Origin of the sequence: Bdellovibrio sp. GT3, from assembly GCF_037996765.1 — a bacterium.
Taxonomy (GTDB): Bacteria; Bdellovibrionota; Bdellovibrionia; order Bdellovibrionales; family Bdellovibrionaceae; genus Bdellovibrio.
Window position 1 is genome coordinate 833,235 of sequence record NZ_JBBNAD010000005.1, and the last position, 25,093, is coordinate 858,327.

Annotated in this window: 26 protein-coding genes; 16 read left to right on the plus strand and 10 right to left on the minus strand. The window is 46.6% G+C overall.

Going from position 1 to position 25,093, the window contains the following annotated elements:
• Positions 1-18 precede the first annotated feature (18 nt).
• Positions 19-495, plus strand: coding sequence for a VOC family protein (locus tag AAAA73_RS11485; protein WP_340598454.1), 477 nt, complete (start codon positions 19-21; stop codon positions 493-495).
• Here AAAA73_RS11485 and AAAA73_RS11490 read toward each other — a convergent pair.
• Entirely contained in the window at positions 492-2,969 is a 2,478-nt protein-coding gene (locus AAAA73_RS11490) for a PA14 domain-containing protein (protein ID WP_340598455.1), read from the minus strand. The two genes, AAAA73_RS11485 and AAAA73_RS11490, sit on opposite strands and share 4 nt — an antisense overlap.
• 222 nt (positions 2,970-3,191) lie before the next feature.
• Here AAAA73_RS11490 and AAAA73_RS11495 point away from each other — a divergent pair, with 222 nt between their 5' ends.
• From AAAA73_RS11495 to AAAA73_RS11510, 4 genes are all read left to right on the plus strand, one after another.
• Positions 3,192-4,724 carry a YiiX/YebB-like N1pC/P60 family cysteine hydrolase gene (locus AAAA73_RS11495; RefSeq protein ID WP_340598456.1) on the plus strand — a complete coding sequence of 511 codons (1,533 nt, stop codon included), beginning with the start codon at positions 3,192-3,194 and terminating at the stop codon, positions 4,722-4,724.
• Positions 4,725-4,800: 76 nt separating this feature from the next.
• Positions 4,801-5,313, plus strand: a complete 513-nt coding sequence (locus AAAA73_RS11500; protein WP_340598457.1) for a hypothetical protein — start codon at positions 4,801-4,803, stop codon at positions 5,311-5,313.
• A 12-nt stretch (positions 5,314-5,325) separates the two neighbouring features.
• Positions 5,326-5,808, plus strand: coding sequence for a DUF4442 domain-containing protein (locus AAAA73_RS11505; protein WP_340598458.1), 483 nt, complete (start codon positions 5,326-5,328; stop codon positions 5,806-5,808).
• Between the two features lie 64 nt (positions 5,809-5,872).
• Positions 5,873-6,388 carry a hypothetical protein gene (locus AAAA73_RS11510; protein ID WP_340598459.1) on the plus strand — a complete coding sequence of 172 codons (516 nt, stop codon included), beginning with the start codon at positions 5,873-5,875 and terminating at the stop codon, positions 6,386-6,388.
• Here AAAA73_RS11510 and AAAA73_RS11515 read toward each other — a convergent pair.
• The 3 genes from AAAA73_RS11515 to AAAA73_RS11525 all read right to left on the minus strand — a co-directional run bounded on the left by AAAA73_RS11515 (position 6,385) and on the right by AAAA73_RS11525 (position 8,997).
• Positions 6,385-7,170, minus strand: coding sequence for a hypothetical protein (locus AAAA73_RS11515; protein WP_340598460.1), 786 nt, complete (start codon positions 7,168-7,170; stop codon positions 6,385-6,387). The genes AAAA73_RS11510 and AAAA73_RS11515 overlap by 4 nt on opposite strands.
• 131 nt (positions 7,171-7,301) lie before the next feature.
• Entirely contained in the window at positions 7,302-8,552 is a 1,251-nt protein-coding gene (locus AAAA73_RS11520; RefSeq protein ID WP_340598461.1) for a DEAD/DEAH box helicase, read from the minus strand.
• A gap of 52 nt (positions 8,553-8,604) precedes the next feature.
• Complete coding sequence (locus AAAA73_RS11525; RefSeq protein ID WP_340598462.1) at positions 8,605-8,997, minus strand: DoxX family protein; 393 nt, start codon at positions 8,995-8,997, stop codon at positions 8,605-8,607.
• Positions 8,998-9,112: 115 nt separating this feature from the next.
• On the opposite strand from AAAA73_RS11525, the gene AAAA73_RS11530 reads away from it, so the two are divergent.
• A complete protein-coding gene (locus AAAA73_RS11530; protein ID WP_340598463.1) occupies positions 9,113-9,943 on the plus strand; it encodes an aldo/keto reductase in 831 nt (276 codons plus the stop codon).
• A 1-nt stretch (position 9,944) separates the two neighbouring features.
• On the opposite strand, the gene AAAA73_RS11535 is transcribed toward AAAA73_RS11530, so the two are convergent.
• The 5 genes from AAAA73_RS11535 to AAAA73_RS11555 form a co-directional block, all read right to left on the minus strand.
• Positions 9,945-10,445, minus strand: coding sequence for a hypothetical protein (locus AAAA73_RS11535; RefSeq protein ID WP_340598464.1), 501 nt, complete (start codon positions 10,443-10,445; stop codon positions 9,945-9,947).
• Positions 10,442-11,551, minus strand: a complete 1,110-nt coding sequence (locus AAAA73_RS11540; protein WP_340598465.1) for a 3-oxoacyl-[acyl-carrier-protein] synthase III C-terminal domain-containing protein — start codon at positions 11,549-11,551, stop codon at positions 10,442-10,444. The genes AAAA73_RS11535 and AAAA73_RS11540 overlap by 4 nt, the downstream gene beginning before the upstream one ends.
• Before the next feature lie 70 nt (positions 11,552-11,621).
• Positions 11,622-12,875 carry an AmpG family muropeptide MFS transporter gene (locus AAAA73_RS11545; protein ID WP_340598466.1) on the minus strand — a complete coding sequence of 418 codons (1,254 nt, stop codon included), beginning with the start codon at positions 12,873-12,875 and terminating at the stop codon, positions 11,622-11,624.
• 15 nt (positions 12,876-12,890) lie between these two features.
• Complete coding sequence (locus tag AAAA73_RS11550) at positions 12,891-14,534, minus strand: hypothetical protein (RefSeq protein ID WP_340598467.1); 1,644 nt, start codon at positions 14,532-14,534, stop codon at positions 12,891-12,893.
• Positions 14,535-14,583: 49 nt separating this feature from the next.
• On the minus strand, positions 14,584-14,937 hold the full coding sequence (locus tag AAAA73_RS11555) for an HNH endonuclease (protein ID WP_340598468.1): 354 nt from the start codon (positions 14,935-14,937) through the stop codon (positions 14,584-14,586).
• A 336-nt stretch (positions 14,938-15,273) separates the two neighbouring features.
• Here AAAA73_RS11555 and AAAA73_RS11560 point away from each other — a divergent pair, with 336 nt between their 5' ends.
• From AAAA73_RS11560 to dinB, 10 genes are all read left to right on the plus strand, one after another.
• Positions 15,274-15,753, plus strand: a complete 480-nt coding sequence (locus tag AAAA73_RS11560; RefSeq protein ID WP_340598469.1) for an FKBP-type peptidyl-prolyl cis-trans isomerase — start codon at positions 15,274-15,276, stop codon at positions 15,751-15,753.
• Positions 15,754-15,917: 164 nt separating this feature from the next.
• Positions 15,918-16,409, plus strand: a complete 492-nt coding sequence (locus AAAA73_RS11565) for a YajQ family cyclic di-GMP-binding protein (RefSeq protein ID WP_340598470.1) — start codon at positions 15,918-15,920, stop codon at positions 16,407-16,409.
• Between the two features lie 122 nt (positions 16,410-16,531).
• Positions 16,532-16,876, plus strand: coding sequence for an RNA recognition motif domain-containing protein (locus AAAA73_RS11570; protein WP_340598471.1), 345 nt, complete (start codon positions 16,532-16,534; stop codon positions 16,874-16,876).
• A gap of 101 nt (positions 16,877-16,977) precedes the next feature.
• On the plus strand, positions 16,978-17,577 hold the full coding sequence (locus tag AAAA73_RS11575) for an arylesterase (RefSeq protein ID WP_340598472.1): 600 nt from the start codon (positions 16,978-16,980) through the stop codon (positions 17,575-17,577).
• Positions 17,574-18,239 carry an ABC transporter ATP-binding protein gene (locus AAAA73_RS11580; protein ID WP_340598473.1) on the plus strand — a complete coding sequence of 222 codons (666 nt, stop codon included), beginning with the start codon at positions 17,574-17,576 and terminating at the stop codon, positions 18,237-18,239. The genes AAAA73_RS11575 and AAAA73_RS11580 overlap by 4 nt, the downstream gene beginning before the upstream one ends.
• Before the next feature lies 1 nt (position 18,240).
• A complete protein-coding gene (locus AAAA73_RS11585; protein WP_340598474.1) occupies positions 18,241-20,787 on the plus strand; it encodes an ABC transporter permease in 2,547 nt (848 codons plus the stop codon).
• 3 nt (positions 20,788-20,790) lie between these two features.
• Complete coding sequence (locus tag AAAA73_RS11590) at positions 20,791-21,807, plus strand: L-threonylcarbamoyladenylate synthase (RefSeq protein ID WP_340598475.1); 1,017 nt, start codon at positions 20,791-20,793, stop codon at positions 21,805-21,807.
• Between the two features lie 102 nt (positions 21,808-21,909).
• Entirely contained in the window at positions 21,910-22,737 is an 828-nt protein-coding gene (locus AAAA73_RS11595) for a GNAT family N-acetyltransferase (RefSeq protein ID WP_340598476.1), read from the plus strand.
• A 90-nt stretch (positions 22,738-22,827) separates the two neighbouring features.
• Positions 22,828-23,673: a 1-acyl-sn-glycerol-3-phosphate acyltransferase gene (locus tag AAAA73_RS11600; protein WP_340598477.1), complete on the plus strand. Its 846-nt coding sequence runs from the start codon at positions 22,828-22,830 to the stop codon at positions 23,671-23,673.
• 32 nt (positions 23,674-23,705) lie between these two features.
• Positions 23,706-24,776, plus strand: a complete 1,071-nt coding sequence (gene dinB / locus AAAA73_RS11605; RefSeq protein ID WP_340598478.1) for a DNA polymerase IV — start codon at positions 23,706-23,708, stop codon at positions 24,774-24,776.
• Here the strand turns inward: dinB and AAAA73_RS11610 are convergent, their stop codons facing one another.
• Positions 24,777-24,926, minus strand: a complete 150-nt coding sequence (locus AAAA73_RS11610; protein ID WP_340598479.1) for a hypothetical protein — start codon at positions 24,924-24,926, stop codon at positions 24,777-24,779. It lies immediately after the preceding gene.
• Between the last annotated feature and the right edge of the window lie 167 nt (positions 24,927-25,093).

Here is a 25,093-nt window from a genome sequence, read left to right on the forward strand (position 1 = left end):
GCAAAGAAGGAGCAAACTATGAGTGAGTTGGTAACATGCGTTTGGTTTGACCACGGTGAGGCAAGCAAAGCTGCTGCATTTTATGCAAAGACTTTCCCGAATAGCAGCGTTGGTAAAGTAAATAAAGCCCCGGGAGAATTCCCTGGTGGTAAAGAAGGTGTTGAATTGACTGTGGAGTTTACAGTTATGGGGAAAAAGTTCGTGGGCCTGAATGGCGGACCGATTTTTAAACCCAATGAATCTGTGAGCTTTATGATCATCACGGAGGATCAAAAGGAAACGGATCACTACTGGAATACTATCATCGGCAACGGTGGTGCTGCGAGTGATTGTGGTTGGTGCAAGGATCGCTGGGGCTTCTCGTGGCAGATCACACCAAGAATTCTTCTGGATTTAACCACGAGTTCTGATCCAAAAATCGCCAAGAAGGCTTTTGATTCGATGATGACGATGCAAAAGATTGATATTGCAACTATCCAAGCGGCAGTTCGTTAAAACAAAAACTGCCTAGGGACGATTTGTTTTGTTCGAGAGGGGCTCTGCCAATACAGCTGGATCACAGAGCTTCCGCTATTTTCATAGAAGTCCAATTCGATGTCATACTTCTGACCGGCCGTTAAAGCTATAGTGCCGCAGTTTTCAGTCACGGCATGATCGGTCCAATTGTTGACGACGTAAACGTTATTTACCTTCAAGCGAACACCGTCATCAGAACGTGTGCAGAACGTGTATGTTTCTGAATACTGGGCCAGAACTTTACCTGACCAGCGGATAGAGAACTGATCGCCAACACCCAAAGGTGCAGCGCCTGCCGCCCAGTCAAAATTGATCGTGCCATCAATGCGCGAACCCTTAAATCCCGAAGCGGTCAAAGTACGATTGGCATAATAGGAACCTCGTAGCCCCATGCCCTGTTCGGATTGATTTTCTGTCGCAGAATCGCTGACAGTTACATTCAAGGTGCCGTTCACTGATCCTAGCGAGGCCGTCAGTACTGCCGTTCCCTCTGTCAAGGATGTCACTTCACCTTTTTCAAGATCAAAATTGCTGACGCTCATCACGCTGCTTTGACTGGAGGACCAGTTCACAAGGTCCGTTAAATCCGTGCTTCCGCCATCGCTGAATTGTCCATAAGCCCGCGCTTGAAATATCTTACCGCTGTTAATGCTGACAGAGTTTGGATTGATCACAACGCTATTCAAAGTTGCAGGAGCCAGAACCCATTCTGTGGAAGCAGATTTTCCCTGCATACTGGTGGTGATCTGAAATCCGACGGTGGAGCTGCCAGTATAAGTGTTCAGCAAAGTTCCCTTGTTTTCGGCGGCCGTGCTGATTTGCCCGATGCTGGCATTAGAGACTGTGAAGCTTGCGTTCTCTGTAACATCATATTCGATGCCATCGGTGAATGTGGCATAGGCTTTAAGGGGAATATTGACGTTCTTGGGGATCATCAATCCTGACGGACTTAGTCTGATACTTGAAACGGTTGCAGCAGTGGTCGTAAAGGATATACCAGTGGATTTTCCCTGCCATAAAACCTGAACGGTGGTGGAGCCAGCCGCCTGGGCGATAAGAGTGCCTTTTTGATGATCGGTATTTTTTGCAGTTACTACTTGAGTATCTGCGATCACCCATTCTACAAGTTCATTGACGACTTCGGTGCTGTTGTCATCATAGTTCGCTGTGATGGTGACTTTCTTTTGGCTTCCTGCCGGCAATGAAATACTGCTCTCAGAAGCGGTAAGAGTGTTCAGTTTTTTCGCCGACACTTTAATCAAACCCGATCCCGTTGCGGAACCAAGGGTGGAAGAGATTGCCGTATTCCCGGCACTTAGAGCTTGAACAAAACCTGAACTAAAAGTGGCGACCGAAGCGTCACCTAATGACCAGGACGATGTGCTTGTGACGTCTGTGGTTGACCCGTCAGATAGTACTGCCATAGCGCGAATACTTTGCGACAGTCCAATGGAACTGTTAATAAGCGCCGGACTTAAAGATATTGAAGAAACAGAGCTGCTGGAAACGGTAATGGAGCGGGTGGTGGAAATAGCACCGACTTCCGCCATCACATTGGCTGTTCCTCCGGCGACGGATTGCAAGAGGCCTTTATTTGAAGCGTTGTCGACAGTCACCTTGCTATTGTCAGAGCTGCTCCAAGTGGCAACGCCCGTGAGGTCCTGAGTGGAACCATCGTTGTAGGTTCCTGTTACTTTAAGATTCTTTTGAGTTGCCGCAAGCATGGTCACCTGGCTGGGGCTGATTTGTAAGGAGGTGAGGGTCGTGGATTTAACCGTCACGGCTCTGCTGACTTGAGTTCCCGCAAACGTAAAGGTCACATTGGAAGTGCCTGGCGCATCTCCGGAGAAAACAGATCCGCTGCGACTTAAAACGGAAACGTCAGAGGAAGCCCAGATCCCAAAGTCTTTCAAATTTCTGACCTGGCTATCTGAATAAACGCCGACGGCATCAGCGGTGAAGGTCGCTCCTCGATTTAATTGCGCCGGAACATTTGATATTGAAATTGAGTTCAGAGTCGGGCAGCTGATCTGAACATTGCTGATATCAGCGCTTGTCACGGTGCCGCTGGAGTTTTGCAAGGAGCACGGGATGGTCGGATTCTGGGGATGGGAGAGAATCGAAACTGTATATGCATCACCTGATTTGATTTTGGTGGTGAAGGCAAAACTTGTAGCACCGGAGCTTAATGTTTGGGTTTCGGAGCCATTGAGTCGAACAGAGATTGTGTCGTGCGCTAAACCCGCAATCGAACCACTGATTGAGTATTCGGCAACAGGGGTTGGCGAAGGCGAAGGAGACGGCGACGGCGATGGCGTCGCTGAAGGTGTCGGCGTTGGTGTTGAGGCAACCGGATTGGTTGAATTCTCGTCTTCTTCGGACGGAGAACTGCATCCCGTGAAGAAAACGGTAACTGTAAGTAGAAGAAGAACGTGCCGAACTACATTGAACATGTTTTATATATCGGTCACAGAATTATATGTCTTCATAATGCAAACGTGCGCAACCGTTCGATTTTTCGTTACAATCAAGAAACAAGAACTCTAGTGCTTATAACTTTTGAATCATGATCCCTGCAGAAAATCACACTTTGGTCGGGAAACTTCTCCGTCCTTGGTCCTATCATGGGAAACAGTGATAATACCGATTATGGTAATAGATTCGGAGGGATGGACGTGAAGAAGTACATTGTGGGTTTCGCGCTCGTGGTTTTGGTTTCAGCTTTGTTTTTCGCAAAATACACAGGTGACGACACCATTTCCTCTTCTGAAAGAACTCCAGCCGAAAGTTCCACTGCAGTTTTCGGTACGGATGAGCTTTTTACCGGCTCCAAGAAAGTTCTGTCTGACCTAAATAATCCCAATGTATTCAATGCTCGAACTTGCGCAGAGGTCGTGAACAAGGTCACTGATTATTTGTTTTACCTTCCGGCGAACCATTTTATTCCTAAGACTGATGCAGAAAAAGAGCAGCTGAAAACAAAAGGTCCTGAGCTTTTAAATACCGTGTTTCAGATCCGCGTGACCTTGCATGAAAAACTTAAACAGTTCGATTCCAGAAATGAACTGGAAAGCAATTGCATCCAGAAGATTCGTGAAGGGTTTCAATACGCAAGATTTACGGAAGAATATATTTTAGATTGGCTTTATGCCCAAAAGGTATACACGTTTAAGAAAACCCCTGTTTTGATAGATGAACAACCCAGCACCTGGACAAATCCAAAGTTTAAAGGATTTCAGTTGCAGTCAGGTGACGTGATGCTGATAAGAGGAAAATCCTATGTGTCGGCCATGATTGCACGTATTGCGGACGAAGAAGGGAACTTCTCTCATGCCGCTATTGTTGGCGAGGACAAAGCCGGTAAGAAGTATGTTGTGGAAGCCTTGATTCAACACGGGGTGGTTGTCACACCATTGGAGAAATGGCGTCAGGCCGAAGATTCGCGAGTGGCTTTATTCCGATATCCTGATCAGGCACTTGCCAAGAAGGCGGCTCGTTATATGTATGATCTTGCGCAGGGAGCGTTGGATCGCAAACAAGGCATTCGCTACGATTTTTCCATGAACGACGATGACTACTCCTCAATGTTCTGCTCAGAAGTGATCCGCGTCGCCTATGACAAGGCTTCGGGCGGAAAGGTGATGATTCCAAAGTTCCGCAGCACGACTACCAAGTTTAAAGATCATAAGTATCCACGCACTCTTGGCGTGACCAAAACATCTTTGTTTGCTCCATACGATGTCGAAGTGGACCCGCGTTTTGACTTTATTGCTGAATACAGATTCATGCCGCTGCTGCGCCAGGTTCGCATGCAGGATGCAGTCCTGCAAAGTGTCTATAGTTGGATGATTGAAAAGGGCTATGATTTCCATTGGGATCTTGGCCATAGCTCAAAATCATACCTTGCGAAGCTAGTAAGACAGTTTGGTGTGGCGAAAGAGTCTTTGCCCAAGTATATGCCGGTGGAAACAATAAAAACGACCGTGCAGTTTGAAACTGTCGCAGCAGCACTGGAAAAGAATATTTATAAGAAGGAAGCAGAGTACTACAAAAAGAACGGTTATCTTCCTTCGTTCCAGGACATGCTGGCTATCAATGAGGCTTTCAGAGTGCAGGATTGTAAGAATGGCAAGCGCTTCGAGCTTCCAGGCATTGATCGCTCCCAGTTCCATGGCTTCTTCTACAGTGATTCCAAAAGCTGCGAATAGTGATTTCTATCACTTCCACGTTGTTCGTATTGAATAAATCCACTTAAGATTCTTCAATACGATCAGTGGGGGAAAGATGAAGCTAAATTTCACCGTAGCACTGTTGTGTTTGTTCATTACTATTTACACCGCAAATGCCCAAGTTAAGATGTTCAAGTCGGTCGTACGACCTACGAAGGGAATTCTAGTGACCTATCCAGTCCATCAGGCAAGCATTTCAATCCGTAAAAGTGCCAGCGAAGTGTATGAGTTCATGGTTCAGCCGGAAAATATGCCGCTATGGGCGCAGGGTTTAACCAAAGCCCAAATGAAAAAATCAGATGATGGGTGGATTGCAGAGTCGCCGATGGGTAAGGTCAAGATCCGGTTCGTCCCCAGAAATAATCTGGGAGTTCTGGATCACGATGTGACATTGCCTTCCGGGGAGGTAAATCACAATCCGCTGCGTGTTGTTCGTAACGGTGAAGGCAGCGAAGTGATATTCACACTATATCGTCTTCCCAAAATGTCAGATGAAGATTTTGAAAAGGATCAAAGAGCTGTACACAAAGACCTGCAGACTTTAAAATCTATTCTGGAAAATAGATAAGAGGTTGTGCGAATGATAACGGCGTTGCTTAGAAAAATGGGTTCAAAAACTCCGGGATGGGTGGTTAAGGAGCTGATTAGTATCTGGCCGCCATACTTGGGCGCCGGTATTAGAATCATGGAAATTTCCAAAGACTACCGCTACATCAAAGTTTGCCTTAAGCAAACCTGGTATAATCGCAATTACGTGGGCACTCAATTTGGTGGTTCCCTTTATGCGATGACGGATCCATTTTATATGCTGATGCTGATCAATAACCTGGGACAGGATTACTATGTCTGGGATAAAGGGGCGACAATTGATTTCGTTTCCCCGGGGAAAAGCCAGGTCACTGTTGAGTTCCGAATTGATGATGAGATTATTAATAGAGTTCTAAAAGAAACTGCCTCTGGCGAGAAGTACATCTTTGATCTTCCTGTACAAGTGGTGGATATCAAGGGTGAGGTTGTCGCAACCGTTCTTAAAAAACTCTATGTTCGCAAGAAAAAGAAATAGTCTAAAAACTGTCAGATAAAAGTTTTTAGTTGTGCTAAGTATTCGAACTTGTCACGATAGATTCATGAAAACCAGTCAAATCGCAATCATCGTCTTTGCATTCTTCGTTTCATTGCTACATTCATCACAAGCATTTGCCGAGGGCAGCTTTGCCAAGCTGGTGTTTTCCTATTCCAGCAGATCATCTGAAGATGGTGGCACAGCATCCAGTAAATCGACCCGAATGATGTATGACCTAAGCGCCTACTATAAGTTTCAAGGCGGTGGCTGGGTATTGGGTGCCCTTTACCAAAACGATGCTCAAACGTCGGATGCAACCGTTGATAGAACTTCTTATGGGGTGAGTGGCGGGTGGATGACACCACGTGAATCTGGTTTCTACTTGTTGGGGACGTACTTTGTATCTTCTAAGTATGGGGACTTCGATGGCGGCAATGGGTACCAGTTGGATCTGGGTTACAAGGTGCCAACTCGCGTTCCGTTGGTTTTGCAGATGAGCTATAAGCACTACGAATACTCCAAATACGATCACTCAGATACATTGATTGATCCGTATTTGGGCTTCATGATCATGTTCTAAAAAGAAATCTGAAAACGAATATCGATATTGCTGGGCAGAGCGCCCGGTGCCGCACTGATTTTGTCAGAGGCATCGATTATTTTATCACCGGAGTAGGTGTCGTAGGCGCCACGTAACAAACTGGCCACAACGCTGGATGCAACTCCGATCCAGTAGGCCTGCTTCTTGGTTATATTCCATTGTTTGTAGGCCAAGGCAGCCGTTGAAACTGCAACCAGAGTGTCAGCAACCGAGTTGATGACTTTCGTGTTTCTTTCGGGATCATCAACGTCGGCGGTAGCCAGTCCCTGAACCAAAGTTCCCGCGCCCACTTCCATCAGGATGTCAGAGGGATCATCTGTTTTTATATTGGCAGGTCGGGAAATCTCGGTGGAAAACTGCAGGAGCTGCAAATCCGCAAGCAGCAAGTGCTCATCCAATGTCACGATGAACTGAATAGTGTCGGGAATGGCATTGAAGTCATTCTTGTTGTCGCATTGAAAATCCAGAATTGTGAACTTCCCTGAACTGCTTACTTTCAAAGTTTTGGAATAGCGGTCGTTGCGGACGCTGGGAACACAGGCCTTCACAAAGAGCTTCCAGACTGCGGAGGCTTTGGAAGGCACGGAATCCCTGGTTACGATCAGGTTCCCGGAATTAAGCTGAAGAGCGCGGTCAGCATGCATGGAGTAAGTGGAATAATTGGAAGTCTTTGACGCATAAATGGAAGAGGCGGCTAAAGATGGCAGTGATAATAAAACCGTGCTTATCAGAACAAGATTTCTTAGTAATCCCATAGCCATTTCCCACCCCTTATCGATGAGTGGGGAATAGCGAAAGCTGTGCCATACCTCAGATTAGCCAGGGCTAATTTCAGACGAGTTACCGGGTAATATGGTGAAAACGATGTCCAAAAATTGGTCAGCTTACCCGGTTACTTTTTCTTCCACTTGGATTTTTTGGGATTAGCAAAAATATCCTCGCTGTCCAACAACGCTTGAAGGCTTTTGTCGATATCTGACATGTCCGATGCTTGGGACGCGATGATTTTATAGTCGGCCTTGTTCACCTTGATAACTTCAATAGGTTTGCCCAGCAAAGCCTCGATTTCTGCCAGCTGCTCTTTTTCCTCTGTTGCACAGAAGGAGACGGCGATACCTTTATTGAATCCACGACCAGTACGACCGATGCGGTGAACGTAGTTTTCCGGTTTTTCCGGCAGGTCATAGTTGATGACGTGGGTAACATCAGGAATATCGATACCGCGTGCGCTGACGTCAGTGGCGATCATGATTTTGCATTCACCTTTGCGGAAGGCGTTCATGACTTCGGCGCGGTCGGTTTGGTCTTTCTCACCGTGCAGGGTCAATGAGGAAATCTGAACTCTTTCCAGGGCTTTTGAAACACGCTCTGCACGAACGCGTGTACGAACGAATACGATGAACTTTCCTTCTGGATTCTGATTGATGTATTCAGCCAGGAAGAATCGTTTATCGTCCATTTCCACAAACATCACAAAGTGCTGAACGTTTTTTGAAACAGGATCTTCAGGAGAAATTTCGATGCGAATGGCGCTGCTACGTACTTGGGAATACGCAAGCTTCTTGATTTCAGGATTAATAGTCGCTGAAAAGAACAATGTCTGGTGACGACGATTTAGTTTTCTTTTGATGTCTTCGATGTCCTCGATGAATCCCAGGTCCAACATTTGATCCGCTTCATCCAAAACCAAATGCTCGATGTAGTTGATATTGATAAAACCCTGAGCGATCAAATCAAACATGCGTCCTGGAGTCGCAATCAATACATCGATTCCATCCTGAAGTTTTTTAATTTGAGCGTCCTGTTCCACGCCACCGAACAAAGCAAAGGCTTTGACTTTGGTGTGTTTGGCAAGCTTGTTGAAAACCTCGCCAATCTGTTGCGCCAGTTCGCGGGTGGGAACAAGCACCAGGCATTTGATGCCGATAGCACGCTTGCTGCTTTTTTCAGAATGAATATGATTGATGATTGGAATTGCGAAGGCTGCTGTTTTTCCAGTTCCCGTTTGGGCGATAGCCAGAACGTCGTCGCCTTTCAAAATTGCCGGGATGGCTTTGAACTGAATGTCAGTCGTGCGGAAGTAACCATTGTCGTTGAGATTACGAAGAAGATCTTCAGAGAGGTGGAATTTTTCAAATTTCATGGCAGACCTTTATCACCAAAGGTCTGCCGTGTCCAACTGCCTGAATTATTTACTATTTTTTATGAAATAGCGCTTTGATTTTAGGGGCGTATGGAGGTGCGAAAAAAGACAAATAGATCATTAGAAGACCCAGGATCAAAGCTAGAGCCAAGCCGCTTGGGGCAAGGAACGCGTGAACCAGGAAAATGTTCAAAACGATCGGTGCCAGGATGACCAGGGCAAGTGGTACGAACCAGCCTACCAGCAGGAGCAAGCCACAAACGATTTCGGTAATTTTCAGAAGAGGGAAGAAGTAGACCGAAGCAGCCAACCCTTGGTTAAAAGTCATCAAAGCCTCTGGTAGATCTGTGGGCTGTGGAACCAAGTTAAACAGTCCAACAATGCCGGAAGCGAAAAAAACGAAGCCCAATAGGATGCGTGCAATCAGTGGTAATTTTGCTTTCATGAATACTCCTTTAATTTATTGAAAACCATGTTTGTTTTGTAAGCAATAAGTTATCGAAAAGTACCCATATGAAGTTTGAGTCGCTAGACTGATCCAATCTAACAAAGGACTCATTATGGCATTCAACTCGGTAGTGAAATTGAAAGATGGCATTTCGATGCCTCAACTGGGCTTTGGTGTTTGGCAGGTTTCGGATGATGGTGCTGAAGCAGCGGTGATGGAAGCGTTTAAAGTGGGCTATCGCTCCATCGATACGGCAGCAATCTATCGAAATGAAAATGGTGTGGGTAGAGCCATCAAAAACAGCGGGCTGGCCCGCAATGAAATGTTCATCACCACGAAATTGTGGAACGAAGATCAGGGCTATGACAAGGCCATGAAGGCCGTTGAATCCAGTCTGAAGAAGCTGGGCTTGGAACAAGTCGATTTATACCTGGTTCATTGGCCATCGCCACATCGAGGTTTATATATGGAAACATGGAAAGCCATGGTGGAAATTAAAAAGCAGGGGAAGGCAAAATCAATCGGTGTGTCGAATTTTATGCCGGAGCACCTAACCAGAATTATCGATGCAACGGGCGAAGTGCCGGTGCTGAATCAGATTGAACTACATCCGAAATTTCAACAAAAGGAACTTCGGGCATTTCACGCCAAGCATGGCATTAGAACTGAATGCTGGAGCCCATTGGGTCAGGGGCAGATTCTTGAAGATGCACAAATCAAGGAAATCGCGGGTAAACATGGAAAGTCTGCGGCTCAGGTGATTATTCGCTGGCATTTGCAAAATGATTTCATTGTGATTCCCAAGTCAGTGACACCTTCGCGGATTAAGCAGAATTTTGAAGTGGCGGATTTCACTTTAAGTTCGGATGAGATGGCGGTTATCGAGAAAATGGACAGCAAGACCGGACGTATTGGTCCAAATCCAATGACCGCTGAATTTTAAGTTACTCGCGAAAATAATCGTAGAGTTCGTCCTGTGATACCTGACTGTAGCGAGCGGCTTGACGTCGCTCCTGCAGTCGATCAGCTATAAAGTTCCAAAAGACAATCTGGTAGATGAAGAAAACCACAACTCCCAAAGCCATCATTAAAACAAAATGCGAATGACTTTCCCAAAGAGAAATGGCTGAAAATAGAAGCAATGGGTGAACCACAAAGAGGAGTGCATGCAGCCACATCTCCTCAGCTGAGCAATGCTTGTGATGGACCCATTCGTCCTTGGTGATAAAGACACTCGAGAAGATCGCGAGACCATAGTAAATGTATTCGTTGGTTTCAGTTTTAGGTGCGAATGATAGGAACAGCAGGCAGAGGATAACTGTTGCGGTATCCATGGGGTGACCGATTCTCTCCCAACGAGGCAGTCCGCGTTTGTGGTGATAGAATACCTCATCGACAAAAATCAGTAGTCCCTGAAGGATGGATAACGCCACGAACGTAATCATAGCTTTTCCATCAACCCTGCACAGACTGTCAGTCCCGGTCCGAAGGCGTAGCTGACGATCAAAGTTCCAGAGGGAACTTCAGGATCTTCAAGAATGGACTCCCACAAATGGGGCAAAGTAGCTGACGACATGTTTCCACGTCGGTAAAGCAGGTGGCGACTGGCATCGACTTGGGACTTTTTCAGCTCCAGTTGTTTTTCGACTTGATCGATAATTTTAGGCCCGCCAGGGTGAACTGCAAAAAGAGCTTCTTTTTGAATCTTCGCCAAATCATATCCACGGCTGGTAAGCCATCGTTGAGTGAAATCCCTAATAGCTGCGCCCACCATGGAAGGCACATCCTTGGAGAGAGTCATCTTCATGCCCCAGTCAGAGACCATCCATTCCATGGCATCAGAGCTGTCAGGAATAATTTCCTCATAGAGGGAAAGTATTTTGAAACCCGCTGGAGGTTTTTGATGGCTCATGCGATAGGCAATGCAGCCATCAGCGAAAAGACTTTGGATGACCATCTGTTCAAGCGTCGGGTCTTCGGGATTTAAATGTAAACTGCAGAGTTCTGTGTGCACCAAATCCACCGATTGCTTGTGTCCAAGTATGGAATCGTTGGCTAAAAAACCAGAAGCCATACGCAGGGCCGGGAACGCGCCATAACAACCCATGTGATACGAATGGGTTACCGTCACAGTCTTGGGAGCACGTAAGGCAGTCAGTTGGGCGGCACTCGGTGATACATAGCCCGTGCAGCTGACGTGAATCATATCGTCCGGGAAGGATCTGGTTTCGTAAATTTCATTAAATAGTTTTTGCACGATTTCGTGATAGAACTCATGGCGGTAGTGCATGCTCACACCGCGATTCTTGGTGGTGATGGGATATATTCTATTATCGTCCCAGTTTTTTTCACCGACATCAGGCACAAAGAAGAAGCGTTTGTTAATTTGGTTCTCTGAACAACCCACTCGATGCAGAAGCTTTAGATAGTCTTCTTGGCTGTGGGTTTGGTCCTTCTGAGCCAAATGATGTGCGGTGGAAAGCCAATCCAGGCTTTCATTTTGCGAAACTTGATGAGGAGGCACTATTGAGTGAAAGTTTCCCAAGTACATTACCCCACTCTAGTGGGGTGAACTTGTGCGGTGTAGATCCAGTGTGAACATACACCGCACTCCGAAATACTTACGATTCAAGACTCTGGTCGGTGTGATATTTCTTCATTCCAATGAGCATTAGCAAACCTGGCACCGCAATCAGTGCACAGATATAAAAGAAATTCGCCCAGCCAAAATTTTTAACAATGTCTCCTGCAAATCCCGAGAAGAATGTTCTTCCAAGGGTCGCAAAGCTGGAGAGAATTGCATATTGAGTGGCTGTGTATTTCTTGTTGGTCAAAGCCGCCATGAATGCGACAAACGCTGAAGTGGCCATCCCGGTACTGATGTCCTCAAGAATAATCACAGCCGCAAAAGGCACCAGCTGATTTCCGGTGAAGGTCAGCATTGCAAACGCTGCTGTGGAAACCGCCTGAAGAATTCCAAATATCCAAAGTGAACGATAGATGCCGATATAGTAAATCGCGATACCACCCAGGAACATGCCAATAAGTGAAGATGCAAAGCCAAATGTTTTTGCAATAAGACCGATGTCGGCGTTGGTGAAGCCCATTTCCACATAGAATGGATTCAGTAAGGAGCCAGCAAGTGCATCACCGATTTTAAATAGTAAAACGAACAACAGGATGTAGGCGGCTCCCGGGCGCTTTAGAAATTCAGCGAAAGGATCAACGACGGCCTGTAAAAGCGTTTTGGGGGGTGGTGAATCAAGCTTAGGTTCCGGTGCGAATAAGGTGGTGATAAATCCCACCGCCATGAATCCAGCCATCAGGTAGTAAAGCTGTCCCCATGTGATGTCCCAGAAAGAGGAGCCGACAAGTCCGATACCCGCTCCACCTGAAATCAACATCGCTATTCGATAACCATAGATATTTAATGATGATCCAAGACCCAGCTCTTCATTTGATAAGAGCTCGCGACGGTAAGCATCGATAGCGATGTCCTGAGTGGCACTGAAGAAGGCGATAAGCACAGCCATCGCCGCCATCAAACCCAGATTGTTCAAAGGATTCAATGTTCCAATGAACAGCAATGAGGCCATTAAGAAAACCTGAGTAACCAGCATCCAGCTGCGACGACGTCCAGCCTTAAATAAAGTATAGCGATCCAAAAGAGGAGACCACAAGAACTTAAGCGAGTAGGCGATGCCCACCCAGCTGAAGTATCCGATGGTACTGATGTCCACCTGCTCACGGGAAAGCCAGGTTTTTAAAGTCCCGCCAGTCAATGCCAGCGGCAAGCCACTGGAAAAGCCCAACAACAGGATGATGAGCATGTTTTTGCTGAAAAGTTCTTTGAGGATGTTTTTCTTAGCTGCCATTACTATGAGGTCTTTCTATTGCTGAGCTATTTTTTTAAGTCGTTTGCGCATTGTCCATAAAAGATGACTGATGTAGGGTCTGCGCACTTCGCCGGTCGTTACCATCAGAAGTTTGGTGATCTTCAGGTTCACCGCATCGGTATATAACAAAATCAGCATCTCGTGAATGAAGTTGGTGTTTAAGGTGACATGGTTGTCAGTTCCCACACCCAGCTGCACGCCCTTTTTCTCCCACCAGGAGAATGGATGATCTTTGTAGTCCTCAAACTTGCCAGTGAGTTTGTTGTTCGAGGATGGGAGTGAGACCAGCGTGACGCCTTTTTGAATCATGCGATTCAAAACGTCGTGCTGATAATGCTCCACTTCGCGCGCAGTATGAAACTTTGCCTTTACCAGCAATATTTTTTCTTCGTCACTCAGGCGTTCGCCTTTTAGAACCTTGTCCAGAACGTGACGGTTGTCGGCCCAATCCAGCTCAACCAGCTCGCGATACAAAGGATCTTTTTCGGTGAAGCCTTTGCCTTCTTGATTGCGCTTGATGAAATCCTGGTAAAGGCGATGGAAGTATTTGTTTGGGTTGATGCCCAGACTGATTCCGTGTTCAAGAGTATCGATGTGCCAGATATTCATGGCGTTATCGACAGCTTGAATGCCTTTTTTCAATGTATGCCAGGTTTCACCATGATGCGAACGGATTTTGAAACCGCGATATTGCAGTTTTCGGAAGCCTGGTTGCATTTCATTGAAATGTTCTTTGCGATAAAGTTCACGCTCATCACCCACGGTGTCAGCATCCGTCATGACTTTTTGCAAATAAGGATACTTGTCCAGCATCTGCACAAGTTCATCAATCTGCGCCATGAAGTGCTCTTTGCGTGTTTTAAAGTTTTCAGCGTCAAAGTGATTGGCTTCTTTACGGAAAGACGGGGACAGGATGAATTTGAAGTCGCCATGCTCTTCCTGAAACTTTTTGAAACCATCATAAAGACCCAATACCACGTCCTCAGGAGTGACATCGTCAATTCCCGGGATCTGCTCTGAAGAGCTGGAAGTGGAGCGCGACAGGGAAAACTTCAGACGAATCGAGCCGACGTTGAAATTGTAGTACAGATCCTTTGCCATGTGATAAGCCGCTTCGGAGTGAACTTCGCGGTTTAGGAAGATCAGTTTTGGCAAATACAGAATTTTTAAGTAGCGGGCGAAACCTTCGTTTTCCTGAAGGCGAATCAGTTTATCAACGTCCTCAACACTTCGAATCGGCAGAGCCTGGGCGCCGTAAACTTCAGTGATCTTTTCCTCGTAGATGGCTTTGTCCGGTCCTTCCAAAAGTTTTTTCAACCGTGGATAGATGAAGTCCGCTGAAAGTGCGCCGGTCAGATGAATATGCTCTTCGTGATACTTTAAAGGAAAGTTTTTGAAGAATTCAAAAAGGGCCGCTGAAATTGGATGCTTCAAAAGTGTGGAGATTGTGATTTCATTGACTTGAAATCGATTCAACAGATTGCGGAATTCCGCAATTTTTTGAAAAGCCTCAGGATGTTTTTGATTTAAATCAGAAGACAGCAATAAATCCAAAGTGTCCGATAAGGAAATACCATTGGTTTCACTGATTGTTGTAGTCAGAGCTGCGACCAGCTGATTGTGAATGTCCTTATTCACGCAAGCCCCCTTTTATCAAGGTTAGCCGGGAATAAGGACGATGTCACGACTATCCGGTTTTTAGGACGAGGTAGGGCTGCCAGTCAGGTGGCACGTGATCGGCACTGATTTCCAGTTGTAAAGTTGGAAGCCAGTTCGGAGCGCGTGGTTCAGACAACAAAGGCATATTCGCTGTGCGTGGAGTGCGGTTCGCTTTGCGCTGATTGCAATCTCGGCAGGCAGAAACAACATTTGTCCAATTTTTAGGTCCGTTATGAGAGGCAGGTACGACGTGATCAAGAGTGAGCTGTTTGGCGTTGAGTTTATCGCCACAGTATTGGCAGGTATAATTGTCGCGGATATAAACGTTTTCTCGGCAGAATCTGACAGCATGGCTGCCCCGAGGTTTCACGTAAGTTTTCAACCTTAATACACTGGGGAGTTGAAACCTCAGTTGTACTGACCTAGCGAAGGTCGCGTGATACTCCAGTATTTCTACCTTGTCCTGAAACCACAATATCAAGGCCTTTTGCCAACTTACAACCCGCATGGGTTCGTAACTTGAATTTAGCAGTAAGGACCTCAGTGAGGCCATGTGCTGCATGTATCCCCCGTTCTGGTGCGTTCCTAAACTCAAGTATATCTAATATTGGAACGTAAAAACAAGTTCTACCTCAATTGTGAGCCATTTGGGGGCTTTTATATTGCCAAAAGGCTAGGAAAAGTGGGATACGGACGTATCAAAATAAGGAGACTCACTATGAGACGTGTATTGGCATTTAACTACGTTCTAAAAGGCCCAGACGGCAAAATCCTAGATCAATCTGAAAAAAATCAGCCACTACCTTTCCTTGAAGGCGCTGGCCAAATCCTTCCAAAACTTGAAGAAGAAATCAAAAACATGAAAGAAGGCGACAAGAAAAACGTTAAGCTTTCTGCAGCTGATGGTTACGGCGAAGTTCGTGACAACATGTTCATGGAAGTTCCAAAAGAAGAACTTGCACATCTTCCACAACTTGAAATCGGCGCGCACCTTCGTTTGGAGTTGGGCAACGGTCAACACATCGTTCGTGTTTCTAAAATCTCTGACTCTCACGTAACTCTGGATGGTAACCACCCATTGGCAGGAACTCCACTTGAGTTCGATATCGAAATGGCATTGGTTCGTCCTGCAACTGAGGAAGAACTTCAGCACGGTCATCCACACGGGCTACACGGCGACGCCGGTCACCACCACTAGAGTTGGTGAAAACGGCCCGATCGACTGCGTTGTCGGGCCTTCGCTTGCTCTTCGGCGTACTTTTAGTACGCCTGCGTGGCAGCGAAAACCCTCCGCCTTGCGCTCGAACCATTTTGACCAACTCTCCTTCTGCGTAGATTGGTTTTCTTTCGGAGAAATTTTTTATGCCTTCATTTGATATTGTATCAGAGTTGAATCTTCAGGAAGTTGATAACGGAATTAATCAGGCTCGCAAAGAGGTTGAGGGTCGTTATGACTTTAAGGGTTCCAAAGCTGAAATCGGCTGGGACAAAGATAAAAAAGAAATCAGTTTGTCTGCGGAAGATGAATACAAAATCGAACAAATGGGCAGTATTTTACAAACAAAATTGCACCGACGTGGAGTCGATATTAAAGCAACTAAGTTTGATAAAATTGAAGCCGTTGGCGGACGTATGCTCCGCCAAAAGGTCACTTTGCAGCAAGGTATTGACCGCGAAGTAGCTAAAGAAATCATAAAAGCTATTAAAGACGCTAAGTTAAAAGTTCAGCCGCAAATTAACGACGATAAAGTGAAAGTGACTGGGAAGAGCATCGACGAATTACAAGAGTGTATTGCATTGATTCGCTCAGGTTCTTACGAAGTTCCATTGCAGTTTAATAATATGAGATCCTAAAATTGGGCTTGCACAGTTTTTGGGCTATGCTAGCCTGATTCTAGTTTACCCGTGAGTGTTCTCGATTTTTAGTTGTTCGAAGGCTTCCTCGGGTTTTTAAAATGACCATTAGGAGGTCTTTTGTGGCTAAGAAGTTATACGTAGGCAATTTGCCTTACTCTGTAGACGACGAAACTCTACACAATCACTTTGCACAATTCGGTGCAGTTGACTCAGCAAAAGTTATCATGGATCGCGAAACAGGCCGTTCAAAAGGTTTTGGATTCGTTGAAATGTCTGACGACTCTGCAGCTGATGCAGCGATTGAAAAAGGCAACGGCATTGAGATCAACGGTCGTCCTTTGAATATCTCTGAAGCTCGCCCACAAGCACCTCGTGAAGGTGGCGGTGGCGGTCCTCGTCGCTTCAACAACAACAACCGCGGTGGCGGTAATGGCGGCGGTCGTCGCGATTACGGTAATCGCTAATTAATTTTTGTTAAAACAAATTAGAAGCCCCAAGGATTTCCTTGGGGCTTTTTTCGTTCTGGCCTTGATCAAAAGTCGGTAAAGATGTCTGATGGTTCTCTATGAGAACTCTATTATTCACTCTCTTGATTTTCTTCTCGTCTATTTCATTCGCACAAAAAAAACTGGTCATTCTTGGTGACTCGATCACCGAAGGCTACGGCGTTTCCAAAGAGGCAGCTTATCCGGCCCTCTTGGAAAAGAAGCTTCATGAGGCCGGCAAAAAAGAATGGACTGTGATTAATTCCGGAGTCAGTGGTTCCACCACCGCTTCAGCGCCAGGGCGGATGAAGTGGCTATTCAAGACCAAACCAGATGTGGTGCTGTTGGCGTTGGGTGCAAATGATGGTTTGCGTGGTGTAAAGGTTGAAGAGAGTCAGAAGAATTTGGCTGCTGCCATCGAGTACGCTGAAAAAGAAAAAGTCAGAGTGATCCTGGCGGGACTGTATATGCCGCCAAACTATGGACAGGATTATACTGCGCAATTTAAAAAGATGTTCTCGGACCTGGCCAAGAAATACAAAGTCACTTTTATTCCGTTTATTCTGGATAAAGTCGCTGGAAATCCCAAATACAATCTGGCCGATGGAATTCATCCGAACGAAGAAGGCCACAAGATCATTGCCGACACTATTTTTAATTCCTTGAAAGGCACGTTATGAGTTTAACCCTGCAAGACATCCGCAAAAGCTTTCATCAAGGCGACACCGAGGTCGCTGTTCTTAAAGGTTTGAACGTCAGTATTGAGCCTGGGCAGATTGTTTCAATTGTTGGGCAGTCTGGTAGTGGTAAATCCACTTTGCTATCCATCCTTGCGGGGTTGGAGCGTGCTGATCGTGGGGAGATTCGTGTGGATAACGTGAATCTGGCACCGATGTCTGAGCAGCAACTGACTCTATTCCGCGCTCAGAATATTTCAATCGTGTTTCAGCAGTATCATTTGATTGCGCATTTGACGGCGTTGGAAAACGTGGCTTTGGCCCTTGAAATTCTAAAAATGGAAAATCCCAAAGAGCGTGCTGAAGAGGCTTTGCGTGAGTTGGGGTTGGGACATCGTCTGAATCACTTCCCAAGTCAGCTCAGTGGTGGAGAATGTCAGCGTGTGGCGATTGCCCGTGCTTTGGTTGTAAAGCCCAAGATTTTGCTGGCGGATGAACCAAGCGGGAATCTGGATACCCATACCGGCGACAAAGTGATGGATGTGTTCTTTGATATCGTTCGCAAGCATAAGATCACGACTATTCTGGTTACTCACAGTGAATCCCTGGCAAAACGTTGTCAGCGTATCCTGCGCCTTGAAGAGGGCGTCTTAAAGGATCAGTAAGATGATTTTTAAACTGGCGATTCGCGAACTGGTGCGCAGCTGGCGCTTTGGTTTGTTCTTTATTTTCAATTTAAGTTTAGGTCTGACGGGTTTTGTTTCCCTGCAGGCTTTCAATGTGACCTTACAGGACGAGCTGCAAAAGAATGCCAAGAATATTCTTTCTGCGGATTTGTCCGTTTCAGCCAGACGTGAATTAACGGAAGCTGAGCAAGAGGCGATGAAATCGGTTCTGCCTCCGGGCACACAGACTGGTCGAATTTACGAGTTCTTTGCGATGATGAACTCTGCCAAAGGTTCAAGACTTGTCATGGTGAAAGCCATCGACGACAGTTATCCTTTTTATGGCGCTTTGAACATGGGCAGCGGAAAAGATATCGCACCCGGCAGTGCGAAAGACATCATCAATTCCCACAAAGTCTGGATCTATCCAGAGTTGCAACAGCAAATGAACCTGCAGGTCGGCGAGCGCATGCAGGTGGGGAAGCTGGATTTGGAGATTTCAGACATAGTTGCTCGGGATGAAACGCAAACATTCCGAATGGCTTCACTGGCTCCACGTATTTATGTCGATATGAAATTGCTCCCCGAATCCGGGTTGATTCAGTTTGGTTCAACTTACACTCAGGCGTATCAGTTTAAGTTTCCCGAAGGAACTGATGGCGACAAAGTTAAAGAGCGCATGTACGAAAAGCTGACGGATGCAGCGATATCTGTAAACACGCCGAACTCAGCCAGTGAGGACTCCGGAAGACAGTTGGGTTATCTTTCAGACTATCTTGGCTTGGTTGCGATCATTGCTCTTTTCATGTCAGCGCTTGGTGCGGCTTATATTTATAGAATGTTCCTGTACAGTCGAATGAAGGAGATTGCGATCCTGCGCACTCTGGGATTGCAGAGTGTTCAAGCAGTGGGAGTGTATGTGCTTCAGGCGTCTCTTTTGGGACTGCTGGCAACAATCCCTACGGTAGCGTTCAGCGAAATAGTTCTGCCAGTTTTGACAAAGGTGCTTGGTAGTTTCACGCCTTTTGACTTAAAGCCGACGGTTTCAATAGAGGCTTGGGGACTTTGTCTTTTGATGGCGGTCCTGGGAAGTTTCGTGGTCAGTCTTCCATTTTTGATGAAGATTTATGATCTGAAAGCGGCAAAACTTTTCAGTGAGGAAAAGTTCGCAGTCAATGAAGGTAAATTCCGGGTGTGGCCTTTTATTCCTGCGATCTTGTTGTTCTATGGGCTTTCCGTTCAGCAGGCGCATTCATGGAAAATTGGATCTGCATTCGCGGGATCCTTGGTGGCGACGATTGCCATTCTGTTGGTCACCGGATACTTCGCTTTGAAATTCGCGGGTCGCTTGCAGGGTGTTCGTTTGTGGTTCCTGAAATTCAGTTTCCTGGGGCTTTCGCGTCGTGCAGGTGCAAGTCTTGCGGTTTTTGTGGCGTTGGGTTTGGGAGCGCTGTTAATCAATATTCTGCCGCAGCTGAAGAACTCCCTGCAAAGTGATTTACAGGTTGATCAAACTACGGCCCTGCCATCGCTATTCATGTTTGATATTCAGGATGAGCAGGTCGAGGGCATTAAACAGGTTTTGACAAGCAACCAGGTCGAGACTCTGGCGCTGTCACCGATGGTGCGGGCTCGCATTCTGAAAGTGAACGGCGTTGATTATGAAAGAAAGATCGAAGGACAAGGTTTCAAAACTCGCGAAGAAGAGCGTGAAGCCAGATTCAGAAATCGAGGAATGAATCTTTCGTATCGCGAGAGTCTGTCTGACAGTGAAGAGATCGTCGAAGGTCGACCTATCGCCGGCACGTTCGACCCCGAGAAGCACAAGATAGCAGAGCTTTCTGTCGAGCAGCGGTTTGCGGATCGCATGAACTTTAAAATCGGTGACCGGGTGATTTTTGATGTTCAGGGTGTCGATGTCGAAGGGGAGGTTGTGAACCTGCGCAAAGTGCGTTGGACCAGCTTCCAGCCAAATTTCTTTGTATTGGTTCAAAATGGTGTTCTGAATGATGCTCCCAAAACATTTATTTGGGCCCTGCCGACCATGAGCGCGGAAAAGCGCATGGCCTTGCAAAGTGAATTGGCGCAAAAGTTTGCCAACGTATCGGTCATTGACGTGGTTCGTACGGTTGATGATGCCTTAAAGACAGCGGATAAGATGAGTTGGTCCCTGGAGTTGATGGCCTATCTGGCGTTGTTCACGGGATACATTGTTTTGTTCTCGATTGTGCGCAGTCAGATTAAACTGCGTCGCTGGGAAATGAATATGCTAAAAATCCTGGGCGCGAGTCACCGTGAAGTTGCAGGTTTTATCCTGACAGAGTTCGCGTTTCTGGCGTTGGTCAGCTCTTTTTTAGGGGCCTTCCTGAGTGTGGGCGTCAGCTACGGTCTTAATCGGGTGATTTTTGAAGGCGGATTTAGGTTCTCCCTGACTCAGCCTTTGCTTTCAGTGGCTATTATTACCGGTTTAAGCCTATTGATCTCTTTCCTTGCGAGCGCAGATATTGTAAAAGAAAGTGCATTGAGCATATTGCGCGAGGAAAAATAGACGATGATGTCGAGCAACGAGGCCCTGAAAAAGGCTCAGGAAATTCTGGAAGAAGGGGGAGTGATCGGACTTCCCACGGAAACCGTTTATGGCCTGGCTGCTCGTATCGATATCCCTCCGGCGATCGAAAAGATTTTCTCAGTCAAAGAACGTCCATTTTTTGATCCTTTGATCGTGCACGTGTCTTCAATCGAGATGGCCAAAAAAGTTACGGCATATTGGGGACCCGCTTCCCAAGCCTTGGCGGAAGCCTTCTGGCCGGGTCCGTTGACGTTGATTCTGCCCAAAGACAATTCCATTAATTCGATGATCACTTCCGGGTTGGAATCAGTGGGTATTCGTATGCCCAATCACCCCCTGGCGTTGGCATTGATTCAGGAAGTGAACGTTCCGTTGGCGGCTCCAAGTGCAAATAAGTTCGGAAGAACTTCGCCAACTTCTGCCAGCCACGTGCGTGTGGAGTTCAAAAACGAAAATGTTTTCGTTTTGGACGGCGGGGATTGTCAGATCGGGATTGAATCCACGGTGTTGTTGGTTCGCCATCGCCCAGATAAAGTGGAGCTTTCGATTTTACGTCGTGGGCATATTTTGAAATCGGACCTGGAGCGAGTGCTTCAGGAAAAAGGATTTACTTTCGAATTTTTGGAAAAAGTAGATAAGCGTGAATCCCCGGGACACATGAAGCATCACTACATGCCGCCGATTCCTCTAATTGTAAGTTTAAACGCCACTCGACCGGTCGAAGATATTTTGCGGGAAGTGAATGCCAAACTGGGCGAGCTCCCGGATGAAATTGAAAGCATCAAAATCATCAAACCCAAAGATGGCATTGCGAAAGCAGAAGTCTTGAAGCTTTCCCAAGATCCTTTATTAGCGACTCGTGAGTTCTACGGAAAACTTCGCGATAGCGCGCAAAAAGGTGCGGACTGCATCGTGTTCTATCGCGAGCCACACCAAGTCGGCGAGCGCTGGGAATCCCTTTTCGACCGTCTGAATAAAGCGGCCTCATTGATTCTTTAATAAGTCCGCTGACACAATCCTGATACTTCGCTGTTGTTCTTATGACAATGTTAAGGTGGGAAGTTCGCTAAGCTATTCTTGGATTCAATGGAGGAATTCAAGATGTTCACAGCACTTCAATCCTTTTATCAGCTTCGCACTCATAAACTGCACAAGTTTAAATCCAAAGTTAATATTAATATCGAGGTCGGACCCTTTGTTCTGAAGACAGTCGATAACACCGAAGACCTTCGGGAGGCCCTGAGTCTTCGTTGGCAGGTTTTTCATGCGGAAATGCTGGGTAAAAAGCCAGGTCGTCTGGATATCGATGCCTATGATTTTGATTGTGACCATCTTGTTATCAAAGAAAAGCGTTCTGGAAAAATTGTGGGAACATATCGTATTCGCTGTTCACTTCATACCAACAGTTTTTACTCTGCCAACGAGTTCAATATAAACACCCTGTTGCAACAACCGGGTGTGAAAATTGAACTGGGCCGCGCATGCATTGAAAAGGAGTATCGCCGGGGGGCGGTGATTTCGATGCTTTGGCGTGGAATTGCAGAATATATGAATGCAACGGATGCGAAGATCCTTTTTGGATGCGCGACCGTGACAACTGAAAACCCGGAGGAGGCCGCATTGTTGCAGGCTTACTTTGAAGGCGAAGGACGTGTTGCCGAGGTTTTCCAGGTTCGCCCGACGGCGGACTATTCAATGCCGACAATAAGAGAGGCTAAGGCTCAGTACCAGGACTCCCTCACGGAAGCTCAAAAGGAGCAGGCCGAAGCTTTGATGCCACCGTTGTGTCGCGCTTATTTGAAAATTGGCGCCTACATTGGTGGTGAGCCTGCTTGGGACCGTGACTATCGTTGTGTGGACTTCCTGACGATTCTACAGCGCGAAGACTTGAATAGTGCGCTTTGGAAGCGTTTTAAAATGGGATCTTAACCAACTTTAGTTTAGCTGGGTAAGTGAGATTTACTGCGATATGAAACCTGACTTGACGATTTTGCCGTCCAGCACTTTATAATAGTCTTTGTGAAAGCATTAACATCGACTTTTCGTGGTCTTCTAAAAGCATTTATATTCCTGTTCTATTTGATCGTTTATATGATCACCTCTGCTTCTATTGCCATGGTGGTGCGTGATCGCAACAAACGTCGTCGTAAATTTTCTGCCAATGCCAGTCGTTACTGCGGATTGATCGCGCGTAATGCCCTGTGGATCAACCTGAAGGTCATTAACAAACCAGCGAAAAAACACGCCGGCAGTTTGCTAGTCGCAAATCATATGGGCTTTGTGGATATTTTGATGCTCGCTGGAATTGAGCCGATGTCTTTTGTGACTTCGGTTGAGATGCGTGAAACCCCAGTGTTGGGACCTGTTACCGAGCTTGCGGGCTGTTTCTACGTCGAGCGCCGCAGTCGCACTAAAATTCTAAACGAGATGAAGCGTCTGGCGGATTCGCTAAAAGATGGTTTGAACATTGTCTTGTATCCTGAAGCGACCTCCACGAATGGCGATAAAGTTTTGCCATTCAAGAAAACGCTAATGATGGCAGCGGCCGAGGCGGGTGTGCCAGTGCAGCCTGTGGTCATTAACTTTAGAAAGCTGGATGGTCAGGAATTCAATACCGAGAATCGCGATGCGGTTTGCTGGTATGGCGACACGGGGTTTGTGGAATACTTCTGGAAAACGCTTCGTCTTAAGTCCGTTGATGCTGAAATCGAGTACTTGGATATCATTTATCCGAATCCGGAGGAAGACCGCGGAGTGGTGGCAGAGAAGGCTCACGCCATGATTTCTGCGAAGTTCGTCGGTGCCAAGCAAGTCAGCTCTGTCGCAGAGCAGATCATGCCGGACCTAGAGACAGACCCTACTTGACCGATACCCCCTGATATGTAAATAATGTGTAAATGAAGAAGATTATCCACGTGGATATGGACTGCTTTTACGCAGCGGTTGAGGTCAAACACAACCCGCAACTTAAGGGGAAGCCTTTGGGGATTGGCGGTCCACCCAACTCACGCAGTGTTTTATGTACGGCAAGCTATGAGGCCCGCAAATTCGGTGTCCGTTCCGCGATGCCATCTTCTCAAGCGGTACGATTGTGCCCACAGCTCATTCTAATCCCTCCGCATTTTGATCTTTATAAAGAGGAAAGTCGAAAGGTTCGCGAAATCTTCGAACGTTTTACCAAAAAGATTGAGCCACTTTCGTTGGATGAGGCTTATCTGGATGTCTCTGACTGTACCGAGTTCGGTGGCAGTGCCACCTTGATAGCACAGGAAATCCGGCGCCTGATCTACACCGAATTAAATTTGACCGCTTCTGCGGGAATCGCCCCCAATAAATTCCTGGCTAAGATCGCCAGTGACTGGAAAAAGCCCAACGGACAGTTCGTCGTGCGCCCTCAGGATGTCGAAGCCTTTGTGAAGGAGCTTCCGGTGGAAAAGATTTTTGGTGTCGGCAAGGTGACGGCGCAAAAGATGCACGACGTGGGTTTGCACACTTTGGGAGATATTCAGAAGTACACGGTGCCCGAGCTTCATCGTTGGTTTGGTTCCCGGGCCCAGGATCTTTTTGATTATGCGCGGGGAGTTGATCACCGCGAAGTCATCACGGAGTGGGAAAGAAAGTCCCTGACTGTCGAAGAGACCTATAACAAGGATCTGATGACTCTTGAGGAGTGCCGGTCTCGCATTCCGGGGCTCTATGAGGATTTCATCGGAAGACTGGAGCGAGGCCAGTATCAGGAAAGAATCAAAGGCATGGTGGTGAAGCTTAAGTTCTTTGATTTTAAATCCACCACTCATGAAGAGGTTGTCCAAGGCATTCCTACGGCAGAGGACTTTGAGCGTCTGTTGGAGAAAGCGTGGCATCGACGGGCTGTTGCAGTTCGATTGATTGGTTTGGGTGTGCGCTTGGGACAAGAGAAGAAAAAGGACGAGCCTAACGACTCATCCCAGCTGAAGTTCGCCATCTAGCTAAATAATTTCATCAGACAACAGGCCCTGGTGTAGAGGGTTTTGGTTTCTGTTGTTGCCGTTGATGCTGGTGCCGGTGCTGTTTTCGTACGTGTTGGTTTGATTGGAATTTTTTAGAATCACTTCGATATTTTCGATCAAGCGATTCACCTTTATTAAATTTGATTATCATCCAAAGTGCGCCCAACACGATAACCATTGTGATGATGACAACTGAGAGGCTGATCATAAAAACCTCCTCTTTCAAATTAATTATGGCACAGGTATTTGCGAAGAAATTCGCTTAGGGATCTAGGGCCAGCTCTTTGTGAGTGGGC

Coding starts and splice junctions, on each gene's coding strand:
- AAAA73_RS11485 (WP_340598454.1), top strand. CDS start 19: ATGAGTGAGTTGGTAACATGCGTTTGGTTTGACCACGGTGAGGCAAGC.
- AAAA73_RS11490 (WP_340598455.1), bottom strand. CDS start 2,969: ATGTTCAATGTAGTTCGGCACGTTCTTCTTCTACTTACAGTTACCGTT.
- AAAA73_RS11500 (WP_340598457.1), top strand. CDS start 4,801: ATGAAGCTAAATTTCACCGTAGCACTGTTGTGTTTGTTCATTACTATT.
- AAAA73_RS11505 (WP_340598458.1), top strand. CDS start 5,326: ATGATAACGGCGTTGCTTAGAAAAATGGGTTCAAAAACTCCGGGATGG.
- AAAA73_RS11510 (WP_340598459.1), top strand. CDS start 5,873: ATGAAAACCAGTCAAATCGCAATCATCGTCTTTGCATTCTTCGTTTCA.
- AAAA73_RS11515 (WP_340598460.1), bottom strand. CDS start 7,170: ATGGCTATGGGATTACTAAGAAATCTTGTTCTGATAAGCACGGTTTTA.
- AAAA73_RS11520 (WP_340598461.1), bottom strand. CDS start 8,552: ATGAAATTTGAAAAATTCCACCTCTCTGAAGATCTTCTTCGTAATCTC.
- AAAA73_RS11525 (WP_340598462.1), bottom strand. CDS start 8,997: ATGAAAGCAAAATTACCACTGATTGCACGCATCCTATTGGGCTTCGTT.
- AAAA73_RS11530 (WP_340598463.1), top strand. CDS start 9,113: ATGGCATTCAACTCGGTAGTGAAATTGAAAGATGGCATTTCGATGCCT.
- AAAA73_RS11535 (WP_340598464.1), bottom strand. CDS start 10,445: ATGATTACGTTCGTGGCGTTATCCATCCTTCAGGGACTACTGATTTTT.
- AAAA73_RS11540 (WP_340598465.1), bottom strand. CDS start 11,551: ATGTACTTGGGAAACTTTCACTCAATAGTGCCTCCTCATCAAGTTTCG.
- AAAA73_RS11545 (WP_340598466.1), bottom strand. CDS start 12,875: ATGGCAGCTAAGAAAAACATCCTCAAAGAACTTTTCAGCAAAAACATG.
- AAAA73_RS11560 (WP_340598469.1), top strand. CDS start 15,274: ATGAGACGTGTATTGGCATTTAACTACGTTCTAAAAGGCCCAGACGGC.
- AAAA73_RS11565 (WP_340598470.1), top strand. CDS start 15,918: ATGCCTTCATTTGATATTGTATCAGAGTTGAATCTTCAGGAAGTTGAT.
- AAAA73_RS11575 (WP_340598472.1), top strand. CDS start 16,978: ATGAGAACTCTATTATTCACTCTCTTGATTTTCTTCTCGTCTATTTCA.
- AAAA73_RS11580 (WP_340598473.1), top strand. CDS start 17,574: ATGAGTTTAACCCTGCAAGACATCCGCAAAAGCTTTCATCAAGGCGAC.
- AAAA73_RS11585 (WP_340598474.1), top strand. CDS start 18,241: ATGATTTTTAAACTGGCGATTCGCGAACTGGTGCGCAGCTGGCGCTTT.
- AAAA73_RS11590 (WP_340598475.1), top strand. CDS start 20,791: ATGATGTCGAGCAACGAGGCCCTGAAAAAGGCTCAGGAAATTCTGGAA.
- AAAA73_RS11595 (WP_340598476.1), top strand. CDS start 21,910: ATGTTCACAGCACTTCAATCCTTTTATCAGCTTCGCACTCATAAACTG.
- dinB (WP_340598478.1), top strand. CDS start 23,706: ATGAAGAAGATTATCCACGTGGATATGGACTGCTTTTACGCAGCGGTT.